The following is a 15,407-nucleotide window of genomic DNA, read 5'->3' on the forward strand; positions in this document are numbered from 1 at the left end:
CGGGCGCGCTGGCGCATCTGCTGCAAGCCGGGGTCGACCCCGCCGCCCTGGCCTCCCATTTCCGTTATCGGCCGCTGCCCAATGCACGCGTGCCGCAGTTTGCGTTTTCAAAGGAACCCACGCCATGATCGCCGTGATATTCGAAGTCGAGCCCGCCAACGGCAACCCCGATCCCTATCTGCACATCGCCGCAAGCCTGATTGACGAGCTGAAGGCCATCGACGGATTCATCTCCGTCGAACGCTTCCAGAGCCTGACCCACGCGGGCAAGCTGCTGTCGTTGTCGTTCTGGCGGGATGAAGACGCCGTCAAGCGCTGGCGATCGCTGGAATCGCACCGCCGCGCGCAGGAAGCAGGACGCGGTGGCGTGTTCCAGAACTATCGGTTGCGCGTGGCGCAGGTGCTGCGCGATTACGGCATGGCCGAGCGCGACGAAGCCCCCTCCGACAGCCGCCGCCATCACGGCTGATCAGCCCTCGAACAGCATCACGTTGTACTAAATTCAATTAAAGTTCATATTACGGAGCCATCACCCCCTCTGCAACGGCCTGCGGGTCTCCGGTACCATTGCCTCTCCGCCGCCTTTTCCGTTTCGCCGACGCGCCATGTCCTCTGCCGCCCCCGCCCGCCCCACGCCGCTGCAAGTCGATCTGGCGCGCCATATCGCTGAGGACATCGTGGCGCGGCGCTACCCGCCGGGCGACCATCTTTCCGAAGAGGCCCTGGCCGCGGCCTACAAGGTGTCGCGCACGCCGGTGCGCGGCGCGCTGCGCCTGCTGGCCGCCCAAGGCCTGATCACGCACCGTCCCAACAGCGGCTACACCGTGGCGGACAACGCGGCCGCCGGCGCCCCGGTGTTCGAAGGCGCGGGCCCCACCCAAAACGAGCTCTACCGCCGGCTGATCGACGAGCGCGCCTCGCGCGGCCTGCCCGAAACCTTCACCGAACGCGAGCTGCTCCAACGCTACGGCGCGCCGCGCAGCGTCCTGGCCAAGACGCTTCTGCAGCTGTCCGCCGACGGCCTGATCGAAAAGCGCAAAGGGCATGGCTGGCAGTTCGCGCCCTCGCTGGAAAGCGCCGAAGCGCTTGGCGAGAGCTACCGCTTCCGCATGACCATCGAATGCGCCGGCTTGCTGGAACCCACCTTCCGTGTCGACAAGCCGGCGCTGGCGCGCATGCGCGCCGCGCACGAAGCGCTGATCCAGCGCGCCGACGCCGACATTTCGGCCACCGATTTCTTCGGACTGAACGCGTCCTTCCACGAGCTGCTGGCCCGCTTCTCGGGCAACCGCTACATCCTGCAGGCGGTGCAGCAGCAGAACCAGTTGCGCCGCCTGGAAGAGCATGCCGCGTTCTATCGCGACGCCCGCTTCGTCAACTCCAGCAGCGAACACCTGCAGATCATCGAAGCCGTGGAAGCGGGCGACCAGGAATGGGCCGCGCAATTGATGCGCCGCCACCTGAAGGCCTCGCTGCAAGCCTCCTGACCCGCCGCGCCCCGCTTTCCGCGCCACGCTACCCGGCGGGCCGGCGCTCGCCGCTACGTCGCCGACCATATTGTATTTATCTAATATTTAATACAAAATAAGCGAACCTGAACTGACCCCCGCAGGATCGCCCATGCCGTCGCTCCCCACCTCCGCCCCCCATTTCGATGCCTTCTGGATGCCCTTTACCGCCAACCGGCGCGTCAAGCGGGATCCGGTGCTGTTCACCGCTGCCGAGGGCATGCACTACATTCGGCCCGACGGCCGCCGCGTGCTGGACGGCATTGCCGGCTTGTGGTGCGTGAATGCGGGCCATCGCCGGCCCGAAATCGTCGAAGCGATCTCGCGCACGGCGTACGAACTGGATTACGCGCCCTCCTTCCAGATGAGCCACCCGCTGGCTTTCGAGCTGGCCGACGCGCTATGCGCCGAAGCGCCCGCGGGCTTTTCCAACGTGTTCTTTTCAAACTCGGGCTCGGAAGCGGTCGACACCGCACTGAAGATCGCGCTGGGCTACCACCGGGCGCGCGGCCAAGGCCAGCGCGTGCGGCTGATCGGGCGCGAACGCTCGTACCACGGCGTGGGCTTCGGGGGATTGTCCGTGTCGGGCATCGGCGGGCACCGCAAGCCCTTCGGCAATCTGCTGCCCTATGTGGACCACCTGCCGCACACCTATGACCGCCAGCAGATGGCCTATACGCGCGGCCAGCCGGACTGGGGCGCCCACCTGGCCGATACGTTGGAGCGCATCGTGGCGCTGCATGACGCCTCGACCATCGCCGCGGTCATCGTCGAACCGGTAGCCGGCTCCACCGGCGTGATCGTGCCGCCCCGCGGTTATCTGCAGCGGCTGCGCGAGATCTGCGATGCGCACGGCATCCTGCTGATTTTCGATGAAGTGATCTGCGCGTTCGGGCGCATCGACGGCGCCTTCGCGTCGTCCTTCTTCGGCGTCAAGCCGGACATCATCACCAGCGCCAAGGGCCTGACCAACGGCGCCATCCCGATGGGCGCGACACTGGTGCAGCAGCACGTGTACGACGCGTTCATGCAAGGGCCCGAAAGCGCCATCGAGCTTGCGCACGGCTACACCTATTCGGGCCATCCCGTCGCGTGCGCCGCCGGCCTGGCGACGCTGGACCTCTGCCGCCGCGAAGGATTGTTCCAACGCAGCCAGGAACTGTCACGCTACTGGGAAGATGCGGCGCACAGCCTGAAGGGGCTGCCGCATGTGGTCGACATCCGCAACATCGGCCTGCTGGCCGCGATCGAACTGGCGCCGCTGGAAGGCCAGCCCGGCCAGCGCGCCTATGCGGTGCACAACGCCTGCCTGGAACGCGGATGCCTGATCCGATCGGCGGGCGACACGATGCTGCTGTCGCCCCCGCTCATCATCGAACGCGCCCAGATCGACGAACTGTTCACGGTACTGGCGGACGTGCTGCGCGCTGGCGCCTGATCCGCTGCGCGCCGCTCAGGCCAGATGGCGTGCCACGGCCTGGACGACCCGCCGCACGTCATCGGCGGACACGTCCAGGTGCGTCACCAGCCGCGTCGGTCCGCCGTAGACAGCGCGCATCTGGATATCGTCCTTGGCCAGCGCGGCCGTCAATGCCTCGCAGCGTGCCGGCTCGAATTCCACGAACAGCATATTGGTGTCCTGGCTCAAGACCTTGACGCCGGCAATGCCGCGCAAGCCTTCGGCCAGCGCGCGGGCGTTCTCGTGGTCATCGGCCAACCGTTCGACGTTGTGCTCCAACGCGTACAGGCACGCGGCGGCCAGCACGCCGGACTGGCGCAAGCCGCCGCCCAGCATCTTGCGCCAACGGCGCGCGCGTTCGATCAGCTCCTGGCTGCCCACCAGCACGGAGCCTACCGGCGCGCCCAGGCCCTTTGAAAAGCAGATGGACACCGAATCGAACGGCTGGCAAAGGTCGGCCAAGGGCTTTCCGCTTGCCACGGCCGCGTTGAACACGCGCGCGCCATCCAGGTGCGTGCCCAGGCCCTGCTCCCGCGCCCATGCCGTCGCCGCCTGGATGTAGGCGGCCGGAATCAGCTTGCCGTGGAACGTGTTCTCCAACGCCAGCAGCCGGGTGCGGGCGAAATGCGCGTCGCCCAACGGTTTGACCGCCGCGGCCAGCTTTTCCAGCGGCAGCGAACCGTCTTCCGCGTGCTCGATCGGTTGCGGCTGGATGCTGCCCAGCACCGCCGCGCCGCCGCCTTCGTACTTGTAGGTGTGGGCCTGTTGCCCAACCAGGTATTCGTCGCCCCGCTCGCAATGCGCCATCAGCGCGGCCAGGTTACTTTGCGTGCCGGACGGAAAGAACAGGCCTGCCGCCTTGCCCGCGCGCTCGGCCACGGCCGCCTGCAGCCGGATCACGGTGGGATCGTCGCCCATCACGTCGTCGCCCAACGGGGCGGAAACCATCGCCTGCAACATGGCCGCCGAAGGCCGTGTGACAGTGTCGCTACGCAGATCGATCATGGGAAGTCCTTGGATAGGGAATGGAGTTTTTTGGGGGAGGTATCGGTGGCGGTTTGCCGGCAGGCCGGGTCACGAAGCGCGTGCCGCCGGCGCCGCGCGGCTGACGATGAAGATGCCGGCCAGGATCAGGACCATGCCGCCCACTTCGCCCCACGAGGGGCGTTCGGACAGGATCGCCCAGGCCAGCAGCATGGCGACCACCGGCACGCCCAGGCTGGACAGCCCGGCGATCGAGGCGGGCACGCGGCGCACCACCTGCAGCCACAGCAGCCAGCCGGCCGCCGTGGCGATCAGCACGATGTAGGTCATGCCGGTCCAGAGCGGCCAGCCCCATTGCGCGGTCATCTGCGGCACAAGATAGGCCACAGGCACCATCACCAGCCCGCCGAACAGCATCTGCCAGGCGGTGAACGTCATCACATCGGGCGCATGGCGTTCGAACATCCGCTTGGACAGCACGGTACCCACGCCCCAGCACAGGCCGCTGCCCAGGCCCAGCAGCACGGGACGGATGTCGCCCAGGCCATTCCAGGGCTCCACGAAACAGACCAGCCCGATCGCCGCCAGGCCGATGCCCAGTCCGTGCCGAATCGACGGGCGTTCGCCCAGCAGCCACCAGGCGAACAGCACTACCCAGAACGGCATGGTGTAAGCCATCAGCGACACCTTGCCCACGCCGCCCGACACCAGCGCCGTCTGCACGAACCCCTGGAACCCCGCCGTCTGCGTCAATCCGATCAGCAGCGTCAGCTTCCACGGCGGCATGGCCAGCGGCCGGCGCGTGGCGATCGCCAGCGCGAACAGCACGATGCTGCCCGTCACGTAGCGCAGCGCCACGAAGTCGAACGGGCCGATGTAGGGCACGATCAGTTTCATCGCGATCCAACTGCCTGCCCAGACCACGATGGTGCTGAGCATCAGTGCTAATCCGGCGCGATCAAAACTGCTGCGGCTCACGTCCTTGGCTCCATTCAAGTAAAAGGTGCGAAAAAGAAAAGACGCCCGGACCGGCGATTACCGGTGCGGGCGTCTGACATTATGCTCCCCTCGCGCTGCGAGGCTGCGGCCCGTCCGGGCCGGATGCGTTTACAGGGGCTTGGCCAGCTGTTCCAGGATGGCAGGATTCTCCAGCGTGGACACGTCCTGCGTGACTTCCTCGCCCTTGGCCACCACGCGCAGCAAGCGGCGCATGATCTTGCCCGAACGCGTCTTGGGCAGGTTGTCGCCGAAGCGGATGTCCTTGGGCTTGGCGATGGGGCCGATCTCCTTGGCCACCCAGTCGCGCAACAGCTTGGCGATGGCCTGCGCCTCTTCGCCTTCCGGACGCGCCTGCTTCAGCACCACGAACGCCACCACGGCTTCGCCGGTCGTGTCGTCCGGGCGGCCCACCACGGCGGCTTCCGCCACCAGCTCGTGCGCCACCAGCGCCGATTCGACTTCCATCGTGCCCAGGCGGTGGCCCGACACGTTCAGCACGTCGTCGATCCGGCCCATGATCCAGAAGTAGCCGTCCGCATCGCGCTGCGCGCCGTCGCCGGCCAGGTAATAGCCGCGAAGTTCCGACGGGAAGTAGCTCTTCTTGAAGCGTTCCGGGTCGCCCCAGATATTGCGGATCATCGCGGGCCACGGACGCTTGATGACGAGGAACCCGCCATTGCCCTTGTCGACGTCTCCGCCGGTTTCATCCACGATGGCCGCGGCGATGCCCGGCAGCGGCAGCGTGCACGAGCCCGGCTTGGTCGGCGTGGCGCCCGGCAGCGGGGTGATCATGTGGCCGCCGGTCTCGGTCTGCCACCACGTGTCCACGATCGGGCAACGTTCGCGGCCGACGTTCTTGTGATACCAGATCCAGGCTTCGGGGTTGATGGGCTCGCCCACGGTGCCGATGATGCGCAGGCTGTCCAGATCGTAGTTTTTCGGATGGGCGTCGGGCGTCGCTTCGGATGCCTTGATCAGCGACCGGATGGCGGTGGGCGCGGTATAGAACGTCGTGACCTTGTGACGCGCGATCATGTCCCAGAAGCGGCCGGCGTTCGGGTAGGTCGGCACGCCTTCGAACACGACCTGGGTCAGGCCGGCGGCCAGCGGGCCATAGGTGATGTAGGTGTGGCCGGTGACCCAGCCCACGTCGGCCGTGCACCAGTAGACATCGTCCTTGCGGGCGTCGAACGTCCACTTCACGGTCAGCAGCGCCCACAGGAGATAGCCTGCCGAGGAGTGCTGCACGCCCTTGGGCTTGCCGGTGGAACCGGACGTATAGAGGATGAAGAGCGGATGCTCGGCGTTGACCGGCACGGGCTCGCAGGTGTCGGGCTGGCCCGCTTCGACGTCGTGCATCCAGAGGTCGCGGCCTTCGGTCCATTGGACCTTGCCGCCCGTGCGGCGGTACACGATGACCTTCGACACGGCTTCGCAGCCGCCCATCGCGATGGCGTCTTCCACCGCGACTTTCAGCGGGATGGTCTTGCCGCCGCGCACTTGCTCGTCGGCGGTGATGACGAGCGATGCGCCCACGTCCACGATGCGCTCTTGCAGGCTCTTGGCCGAGAAGCCGCCGAACACCACCGAATGCGTCACGCCCAGGCGCGCGCAGGCCTGCATGGCCACCACGGCTTCGATCGACATGGGCATGTAGATGATGGCGCGGTCGCCCTTCTTGTAGCCCAGCGCGGTCAAGCCGTTGGCGAAGCGGCACACGCGCGCCAGCAGTTCGCGGTAGCTGACCTTGTTCACGGTGCCGTCGTCGCCTTCGAAGATGATGGCGGTCTTGTCGGCGTTGCCGTTGGTCAGGTGCACGTCCAGGCAGTTGGCCGAGACGTTCAGCTCGCCGTCGCCGAACCAGCGGTAGAACGGGGCGTCGGATTCGTCCAGCACCTGCGTGAACGGCTTGGTCCACGTCAGGTTGTCGCGGGCCTGGCCGGCCCAGAAGCCGTCAAAATCGTTTTCGACCTGGGCGCACAACGCGTTGTAGGCGTCCATGCTGGGAATCGCCGCGCCCTGCGCCGCACGCTCGGGCGGCGGAAAGACGCGGGTTTCTACCAGTACGGACTCAATGGCATTCGACATGATCTTGTCTCCAATCGGTGATTCTGTTTGTTTGTGCCGCTGTTTTATTACCCACCCGCCACCGTATCGCCGCGCTCTTACGGGCACCTTACGCAAAATGCGGGCCGGAGCCCGCATGCGCATGTGAACGCGAAAGACCTGACAGCGCCGGCGCGGGGGGGCAACACCGAAACGGCGTCGAACCCAGCGGCACGAACAAGCTGACAACGCACCTGCATAGCAGTGCAAAGCAATCCGCTGGATGCGTCGCGTGACACGCGACGCATCCAAGGCAGTTCATAAGGATAGCAGCCCGGCCGCGGCCGCGGCAGGCAGTGGCGTGGCGCGCGATCAGACGGCGGGACGGCGGGCCAGGCCGCGCTTCATGTCCACGCGCGACAGCAGGGCCAGGCCGCCCACGAAGAACAGGCCGGTCACGAGAATGGCCAGGCGGTGGTCGCCGTGCGTGCCCCAGGTCACCAGGCCATACGTCAGCGGACCGATCACCGCGGCAAGTTGCACGGCGAAGGTCCACAACGAGAAGAACTCGGCCAGGCGGCCGGCGGGCGCCAACGCGCCCGTCATCGCGCGGCCCGCGCTTTGGGTCGTGCCCATGCACAGGCCGGCCAGCGTGGCGGCCACCCAGAACACCGGCGCCGTCGTCGCCGCATAGGCGACCAGCACCATCACGATCCAGCCGCACAGCGTGATGGCCAGGGCGGGCTTGTGGCCAATGCGGTCCTGCACATAGCCGAATGAGAACGCGCCCAGCGCCGCGCCGATGTTCACCGTGAACACCAGCAGCATGATCTGCGGCGTCGTGAAGCCCATGACTTCGGAGGCATACACCGCCGCCAGCGTGATGACCACCGAAATGCCCGCCTGATAGCAGGCGATGCACATCAGCAGGCGGCGGAATTCGGGAAAGTGCTGGCCCGTCTCGCGCCAGGCGTATACCAGGCGCTTTAGCATGTGCAGCGCTTCAGGCTTGTCCGCCTGCGGCCGCGTGCGCTCTTTCAAGAGAAAAAAGGATGGCAGCGCCGCCAGCGCGAACACCGCGCAGGTGACGACAATGACCCAGGGCACGAAGTGTTCCGCCGTCATGCCGCGCGCTTCGGCCAACGTGACGACCACCAGCGACAGGCCCAGCGTGAGCATCCCGCCGCAATAGCCGAAGCTCCAGCCCCAGCCCGACACGCGTCCCAGCGCCGAGGGTCTGGCCAGCTCGGGCAGGAACGCCGCCACCACGGACTCGCCCACGCAGTAGCAATAGTTCGATACGACGATGGCGGCCAGCGCCAGCCAGACGTCGCCAGGCCCCGCCTGGGTCAGCACCAGGGTCGCGGCCACGCAGCCGATCGTGCTGGTGTAGAGCAGCCTGCGCTTGCTGCCGTTCGCGTCGGCGCGGGCGCCAAGCGTGGGCATCGTCAACATGATGAGCAGATAGGACAGCGACAGCGCCGCGGTCCAGGCCAGCGTGGCCCACGGGGCGCGCCCGCCGACCACGCCGACAAAATAGGTGCTGAACACCGCCGTGAGGATCACGGTGGTGTAGCCGGAATTGGCGAAGTCGTACATGGCCCAGGCCCAGACTTCGCGTTTGGCCACGCCGGGATTCAGGGGACTTGCGACCCCTGCCCCGGCGCTCGGCGCGGAACCGTCGGCAGACGGCCCCGGTTGCTGCGGCAGGCTCACAGGCCCAGCGCGGCGATGCCAGCCTGTGCGATCAGCACGTCTTCGGTCGACTTCACGCCCGACACGCCGACCGCGCCCACCACGTGACCGTCGACGGTGATCGGCACGCCGCCTTCGAGCAGGCCGTCGATCAGCGGCGCGGACAGGAAGGACACGCGGCCGGTGTTGATCATCTCTTCGTAGATGCGCGATTCACGGCGGCCCAGCGCGGCGGTCTTGGCCTTCGAGGGCGAGATGTGCGCCGAGATCGGGGCTGCGCCGTCCAGACGCAGCATGCCCAGCAGATGGCCACCGTCATCGACCACCGAAATGGTCACGGCCCATTTGTTCTGCACGGCGTGTGCTTCGGCCGCGGCGAGGATCTTCTTGACGTCTTCGGCGCTCAGCACGGGTTTGGTATTCATTGCAGCGACTCCTTGATCTGTTCCAGGGCGTTAGGATCTTCAATGGTCGTCAGGTCTCCGGGATCGCGTCCTTCGCATACCGCGACGATCGCGCGGCGCAGCACCTTGCCGGACCGGGTCTTGGGCAATGCACCCACAAACCGGATCCGGGCGGGTCTGGCCACCGCTCCCAGCTGATCTTCCACTAGCCGCATGATATCGCCTTCCAGCTGCTTTGCCCCTTCCGGCGTCTCGGCGCCGGCGGGATTCTTCAACACGGCGAACGCCATGGCGACCTGCCCCTTGAGCGCGTCGGCCACGCCGACCACGGCGCATTCCGCGATGGCGCTATGGCTGTTGACCGATTCCTCGATCTCGCGCGTGCCCAGGCGATGGCCCGCCACGTTGATCACGTCGTCGGTGCGGCCCAGGATGAACCAGTAGCCGTCGGCGTCCACCCGCCCCCAATCGAAGGTCGAATACACCTGGCGGCCGGGGATCGACGTGAAATACGTCTGCACGAAACGGGCGTCGTCGCCCCAGATGGTGGACATCGCGCCCGGCGGCAGCGGCGGCACGATCGCCACCACGCCCTTCTCGTCCGGCCCCAGGTCTTCGCCCGAGGATTCGCTGACGATGCGCGCATCGAACCCGTAGACCGGGAAAGACGGGCTGCCGAAACGGGTCGGCACGCGCTCCACTCCCGGCTGGGCCGACAGGATGGGCCAGCCGGATTCGGTCTGCCAGTAATTGTCGATGATGGGCTTGCCCAGGCCTTCCGATATCCAGTGGGCGGTGGGCTCATCCAGCGGCTCGCCCGCCAGGTACACGGCGCGCAGGCTGGACAGGTCATGGCGCTTTAGCAGCGCGGGGTCCTGGCGTTTCAGGACACGCACCGCCGTCGGCGCGGAAAATAGCGTGTTCACGCCGTACTGCTCGACCAGCTTCCACAGGATGGCGCCGTCCGGGCGCACGGGCGTGCCCTCATACAGCACCGTCGCCTGCCCGCCGATCAGCGGGCCGTAGATGATGTAGGAATGCCCGACCACCCAGCCGATGTCGCTGGTGCAGAAGAAGGTGTCGCCGGCGCGGCCATTGAACAGGTATTCCATCGACGAGGCCAGCGCCACCGCATAGCCGCCGGTGTCGCGCTGCACGCCCTTGGGCTTGCCCGTCGTGCCGGAGGTATAGAGGATGTAGCTGGGTTCGGATGATTCCAGCCATTGCACCGGCACCCGTGCGCCTCGGTGGCGATCGCGCAGGGTCGCGTAGTCCAGGTCGCGGCCGGCCACGGGCTCGAACGGCGCCAGGCCGCGGTCGAACACGACAACCGCGGCCGGCGGCGTCTTGGCCAGGGCCAGCGCCCGATCCAGCAACGGCTTGTAGGGCACGACCTTGCCCCCGCGGGAACCGCCGTCCGTGCACACGACCACCTTGGGCGCGGCGTCGTCGATGCGCTGGGCCAGATTGACCGAGGCGAATCCGCCGAACACCACCGAGTGCACCGCGCCGATCCGGGCGCAGGCCAGCATCGTGAACACCGCTTCCGGCACCATCGGCATGTACAACAGCACCCGGTCGCCGCGTCCCACGCCCAATTCCTTGAGCATGGCGGCCGCCGCGTTGACCTCTTCATAGACGTCCTGCCGGGTGTAGACCTGTTCCCGGTCGACTTCGGTGGACACCCAGATCAGGGCCGGCTGGTCCGCCTGCGTCGGCAGCCACCGGTCGACCGCGTTGTAGCAAAGATTGGTCTTGCCGCCCACGAACCACTTGGCGAATGGCGGCCGCGAGAAGTCCAGGACAGACTCGAAGGGCGTCTCCCAGTGGATGCGGCCAGCCTCTTCGCGCCAGAAGCCATCGCGGTCATGCAATGATCTGTAATGGAAATCCCGGGTTTTTTGCATTTATGTCTCCTGGTATTGTTCATACGCCTTAAGGCTGATTGATTTCTTTCGAATCAATTGGTCATTCTGGTAGGCGAACCTTGCACGAGGCTTGCCACAAGTCAAAATATTCCGCCAAATGTCCACGCGTCATGGATAAATAGCCGATCTGTCACTGACCGGTCTTGAAAGTTTGGTAGAATCCCCGCGACGTTGTAGATAATTGTTGATTTTGCTGACATCTCGGCTCGATCCACGGCTAATCCCGTGGTTTTTGCTGTCATCGTGGCAAGTCATCCCAGGCGAATGCATCGACACTCCATACTCGCGCGATTCAATTCATCCACTGGCCAAGCGTACCGGGGTCTGCGTACGCTCGCATTAATGGCATGTGTGGCGGGTTTGGCAGGTTGTGCTGGCACTGGCCAGAAGTCAACCGCCCATACGTCCGAGATTGATCCGTACGAAATGGAGTGGGTCGCCACCGCCGATGACCCCATCGGCATGCTGGTCACGCACAAATTCAAGCGGGACCGCCAGCAGAGCCACACTGGCACCAACAGCGACAACGCCATGGTCAGCGAAGCCCTCAACTACCTGGGCATCCGCTACCGCTTCGGCGGCAGTTCCCCCGATACCGGATTCGATTGCAGCGGCTTGGTGGCCTATTCCGCCGAACGCTCGCTGGGCCTGAAGCTGCCCCGCAATGCCGCCGAAATCGCCCAGCAAGGCATCTCCGTCGCCAAGAACGAACTCAAGGCCGGCGACCTGGTCTTCTTCAACACGATGGGCCGCCGCTATTCCCACGTGGGCATCTATCTGGGTGACGACCGCTTCGTGCACTCGCCCAGCGCCGGTGGTGTCGTCCGCGTCGAAAGCATGACCATGGCCTACTGGACCAAGCGCTACAACGGCGCCCGCCGCCTGGACAACAGCCTGATGGCGTCCGCCCGCGCCGCGAATTGAATCCCGCCTCCGGCATCCTCGCATAAGCAGGCTGCCCGACACCATCCTCCAAAAGCAAAACGCCGCCAGACTTCAGTCTGACGGCGTTTTTTCTTGCTCTTCGCGGCTTGGGGATTCAGGTTCCAAGCCGCAGGCCGTTTCGGCCTCCCCAGTTCTTGTGTTCCAGCGGCAGCCGGAAATCAGTGCACGGTGCCTGCGCGCGGGCACAGGCCGCATTGCTGCAGGGCCTGCTGCATGCTGCATACCGAACGGCGACAAGCCACGACCCGGATGCCACCGCGCTGCGCGGCGTTGCGGAAGGTCTTCATGACGTTGTGGCCCAGGAAGTCGGTCAGCAGGATGACCAGCTGCGTGCCCGACGGAAGTTGAAGCGTTTTCTTCTGATGCGAAGGATCGCGGCCACTGATGTGGTGCGTGATCGAAATATTGTGTCCTTTCAGCAGATCCGGGATGTTGCCCAGTCGATCTGCGCCAACCACTACTGCACTGAGTCCTGCCGTCATGATGAACCTCACTGGTCGTTGAGCCTGGATGTAATGATAATGATTCCTATTTTTTAGTCAACTTAAATGAGATCGGTTCTTATTTAATAATATTAATGAGCTTCTCGAAAGGGATAGCGAGATTTGCTATCAGCCAGGGAACTCGCGGCTTTCCGGCAAGTCAACGCCGCTCGCCCTCCAAAAAAAAGCGCGGCATTCCAGGAATGTCGCGCTTGTTTTTTGCTGTCGGCCGAGACCGTCCGGCCGCCCTACTTCGGCGCGCCCTGCACCGCTTCGGTCACCACCGCGCGGGTCAGCGACGGCGCCAGCATTTCCAGGAACGTGTAGACGTAGTCGCGCAGGAATACGCCCGATTTCACGCCCACCCGGGTCGTATGCGTGCCGAACAGGTGGCCCACCGGCAGGCCCACCAGGTTGGAGTCCCGACGCGGGTCATAGGCCACGCCGGCGATGATGCCGATGCCCAGGCCCACATCCACGTAGGTCTTGATCACGTCGGCGTCGATGGCTTCCAGCACGATGTCCGGATGGATGCCCTGGTTGGCGAACACTTCGTCGATCGTGCTGCGGCCCGTGAACGCACGGTCGTAGGTGACGATGGGGTATTCGGCCAGTTGGGTCAGCGACAGGCGCTTGGCGGCGCTGGAAGTCAGCTCCGCCAGCGGATGGTCGGGGCGCACCACGACGGTGTGCTCCCAGGCATACACGGGCAGCGTCGCCAGGCCGGGGGTCAAGGCAAGGGATTCGGTTGCCAGCGCCAGGTCGGCCTGCTCGTGCAGCACCATCTCGGCCAATTGCGCGGGGCTGCCTTCGGCCAGGGACAAATGCACTTTGGGGAATTGCTTGCGAAAGGCCGGAATCACACGCGGCAGCAGGTAACGCGCCTGGGTGTGCGTGCAAGCGATCACCAGCCCGCCTTCGTCGCGGCGCGCGAACTCGTCACTGACTTTCTTCAGGTTGTCGACTTCGCGCATGATGCGGTCGATCACCTGAGAGACCGCCAGGCCAGGCTTGGTCAAGCCTTTGATGCGCTTGCCGTGGCGTTCGAAGATCTTGATGCCGAGTTCGTCTTCGAACTCGATGATGGCCTTGGAGACTCCGGGCTGCGAGGTATAGAGCATCCGGGCGGCTTCGGTCAGGTTGAAGTCGCGCCGGATGGTTTCACGCACAAAACGAAATTGCTGGAGGTTCATTAAATTGGCCCCTGATAGATGGGCCAATTATAAGTAATAAGGACGCCTTGTTATATGACTTATTTATATAAGCTTAGGAGCAAGGCGTCCCTGTTTCAGCGCATCGAGATCGTGGTGTTCACGGTCTTGGCATGGGCCGACCAGCGGGCGGTGACCGTCTTGGTCTGCGTCCAGAACTGGACCGCCTGCTTGCCGTTGGGGCCCAGGTCGCCCAGCTTGGAGCCGCGCGAACCCGTGAAGCTGAACCACGCTACCGGCACCGGGATCGGCACGTTGATGCCCACCTGGCCCACGTCGATGTTGTTCTGGAAGTAGCGCGCCGCGCCGCCGTCCTGCGTGAACAACGCCACGCCGTTGCCGTTGGGGTTGCGGTTGATGAACGCCACCGCGTCTTCCAGCGTTTCCACGCCCACGCAGCACAGGACCGGCCCGAAGATCTCTTCGGTGTAGATGGTCATGTTTTCGTTCACACCGTCGAAGATCGTCGGGCCGACGAAGTTGCCTTGTTCAAAGCCCGACACCTTCAGGTTGCGGCCGTCCAGCAGCAGCTTGGCGCCTTCGTCCACGCCCTTCTGGATCAGGCTTTCGACGCGCTTCTTGGCGTTGGGCGAAACCAGCGGACCCAGGTCGGCTTCGCGGTCGGTGCCGGAATTCACCTTCAGCTTCTTCGAGCGCTCGACGAAGTCGGGCAGCCAGTTGCGGGCATCGCCCACCAGCACGGCCACGGACGACGCCATGCACCGCTGGCCAGCCGCGCCGAACGCGGCGCCGACCAACTGATTCAGCGCGACTTCCGGATCGGCGTCCGGCAGGATCACGCAGTGGTTCTTGGCGCCCATCATCGATTGGCAGCGCTTGCCGGCCGCCGATGCGCGGTTGTAGATCTCGGTGCCCACGCGGGTCGAACCGATGAACGACACCGCCTTGATGTCGGGGTGTTCGCACAGGCCGTTGGCGGTATCCGGACCGCCGTGCACCACGTTCAGCACGCCCGGCGGCAGGCCGGCCTCCAGCGCAAGCTGTGCCAGGAACAACGACGAGGTCGGGTCCTGCTCAGAGGGCTTGAGCACGAAGCTGTTGCCGCAGGCCACGGCGATCGGGAACATGAAGCAAGGCAGCATCACCGGGAAGTTGAACGCGGTGATGCCCGCGCACACGCCCAGCGGCTGGATCAGCGTGTAGACGTCGATGCCGGAGGCGGCGTTCTCGGCGTACTCGCCCAATTGCAGGTTGGCGATCGAGCAAGCGTGTTCGACCACTTCCAGGCCGCGTCCGATCTCGCCCTCGGCGTCCGGCAGGGTCTTGCCGTGTTCGCGGGTGATCATCTCGGCCAGCTTGCCGGTGTTGGCGCGCAGCAGTTCCTGGAACTTCAGCATGACGCGCATCCGCGTGCCCTGCCCGCTGTTGCGCCAGGTCTTGAAGGCTTCCTTGGCGTTGGAGACGGCCAGGTCCAGTTCTTCGCGCGTCGCGAAGGGCACCTTGGCCACGACCTCCTGGGTGGCGGGGTTGATCACGTCTCGCCATTCGGTGGATTTGGACTGCACAAGCTTGCCGCCGATCAATAGCGGAACGCGGGGGACTTCACTCATTTGATGCTCCTCACACTGCGTCGTCGATGCGGATGAAATCCGCGTTCATGGATATTGCGGCGGGGGGGGGGGGGGGGGGGGGCGCGGGGCGGGCGGGGGGGGGGGGGGGGGGGGGTGGGGGGGGGGGCGGGGGGAGGGGGGGGGGGGGGGGCGCGGCGGGGGGGGGGGGGCGGGG

The 15,407-nt window shown here is 65.5% G+C and carries 13 protein-coding genes; 4 read left to right on the plus strand and 9 right to left on the minus strand.

The features are described from left to right. Nucleotides 1–124 precede the first annotated feature (124 nt). The 3 genes from ACO6D5_RS17855 to aptA all read left to right on the plus strand — a co-directional run bounded on the left by ACO6D5_RS17855 (nucleotide 125) and on the right by aptA (nucleotide 2,946). A complete protein-coding gene (locus ACO6D5_RS17855; protein WP_315846081.1) occupies nucleotides 125–469 on the plus strand; it encodes an antibiotic biosynthesis monooxygenase in 345 nt (114 codons plus the stop codon). A gap of 136 nt (nucleotides 470–605) precedes the next feature. Then, entirely contained in the window at nucleotides 606–1,487 is an 882-nt protein-coding gene (locus ACO6D5_RS17860; RefSeq protein ID WP_485826093.1) for a GntR family transcriptional regulator, read from the plus strand. A gap of 133 nt (nucleotides 1,488–1,620) precedes the next feature. Further along, nucleotides 1,621–2,946 (plus strand): omega-aminotransferase AptA, encoded by a 1,326-nt coding sequence (gene aptA / locus ACO6D5_RS17865; RefSeq protein ID WP_485826094.1) that lies wholly within the window; start codon nucleotides 1,621–1,623, stop codon nucleotides 2,944–2,946. A 15-nt stretch (nucleotides 2,947–2,961) separates the two neighbouring features. Here aptA and ltaE read toward each other — a convergent pair whose 3' ends face one another. The 6 genes from ltaE to ACO6D5_RS17895 form a co-directional block, all read right to left on the minus strand. Beyond that, nucleotides 2,962–3,972 carry a low-specificity L-threonine aldolase gene (gene ltaE / locus ACO6D5_RS17870; RefSeq protein WP_315846078.1) on the minus strand — a complete coding sequence of 337 codons (1,011 nt, stop codon included), beginning with the start codon at nucleotides 3,970–3,972 and terminating at the stop codon, nucleotides 2,962–2,964. Between the two features lie 69 nt (nucleotides 3,973–4,041). Next, nucleotides 4,042–4,929 (minus strand): DMT family transporter, encoded by an 888-nt coding sequence (locus ACO6D5_RS17875; protein WP_485826095.1) that lies wholly within the window; start codon nucleotides 4,927–4,929, stop codon nucleotides 4,042–4,044. A gap of 129 nt (nucleotides 4,930–5,058) precedes the next feature. Continuing rightward, entirely contained in the window at nucleotides 5,059–7,038 is a 1,980-nt protein-coding gene (gene acs / locus ACO6D5_RS17880; RefSeq protein WP_315846076.1) for an acetate--CoA ligase, read from the minus strand. A gap of 330 nt (nucleotides 7,039–7,368) precedes the next feature. Further along, a complete protein-coding gene (locus ACO6D5_RS17885) occupies nucleotides 7,369–8,595 on the minus strand; it encodes an MFS transporter (RefSeq protein WP_315846102.1) in 1,227 nt (408 codons plus the stop codon). 113 nt (nucleotides 8,596–8,708) lie between these two features. Beyond that, nucleotides 8,709–9,116, minus strand: a complete 408-nt coding sequence (locus ACO6D5_RS17890; RefSeq protein WP_006223856.1) for a GlcG/HbpS family heme-binding protein — start codon at nucleotides 9,114–9,116, stop codon at nucleotides 8,709–8,711. Continuing rightward, nucleotides 9,113–11,002 carry a propionate--CoA ligase gene (locus ACO6D5_RS17895; RefSeq protein WP_485826096.1) on the minus strand — a complete coding sequence of 630 codons (1,890 nt, stop codon included), beginning with the start codon at nucleotides 11,000–11,002 and terminating at the stop codon, nucleotides 9,113–9,115. The genes ACO6D5_RS17890 and ACO6D5_RS17895 overlap by 4 nt, the downstream gene beginning before the upstream one ends. Nucleotides 11,003–11,287: 285 nt before the next feature. Here ACO6D5_RS17895 and ACO6D5_RS17900 point away from each other — a divergent pair, with 285 nt between their 5' ends. Beyond that, on the plus strand, nucleotides 11,288–11,947 hold the full coding sequence (locus tag ACO6D5_RS17900) for an NlpC/P60 family protein (protein WP_315846074.1): 660 nt from the start codon (nucleotides 11,288–11,290) through the stop codon (nucleotides 11,945–11,947). Between the two features lie 179 nt (nucleotides 11,948–12,126). On the opposite strand, the gene ACO6D5_RS17905 is transcribed toward ACO6D5_RS17900, so the two are convergent. From ACO6D5_RS17905 to ACO6D5_RS17915, 3 genes are all read right to left on the minus strand, one after another. Continuing rightward, nucleotides 12,127–12,450, minus strand: a complete 324-nt coding sequence (locus ACO6D5_RS17905; RefSeq protein ID WP_035212827.1) for a DUF2325 domain-containing protein — start codon at nucleotides 12,448–12,450, stop codon at nucleotides 12,127–12,129. 248 nt (nucleotides 12,451–12,698) lie between these two features. After that, complete coding sequence (locus tag ACO6D5_RS17910) at nucleotides 12,699–13,643, minus strand: CysB family HTH-type transcriptional regulator (RefSeq protein WP_006223852.1); 945 nt, start codon at nucleotides 13,641–13,643, stop codon at nucleotides 12,699–12,701. A gap of 95 nt (nucleotides 13,644–13,738) precedes the next feature. Continuing rightward, entirely contained in the window at nucleotides 13,739–15,232 is a 1,494-nt protein-coding gene (locus ACO6D5_RS17915) for a CoA-acylating methylmalonate-semialdehyde dehydrogenase (protein ID WP_315846073.1), read from the minus strand. Nucleotides 15,233–15,407: the final 175 nt, after the last annotated feature.

This window comes from Achromobacter sp. (assembly GCF_057314935.1).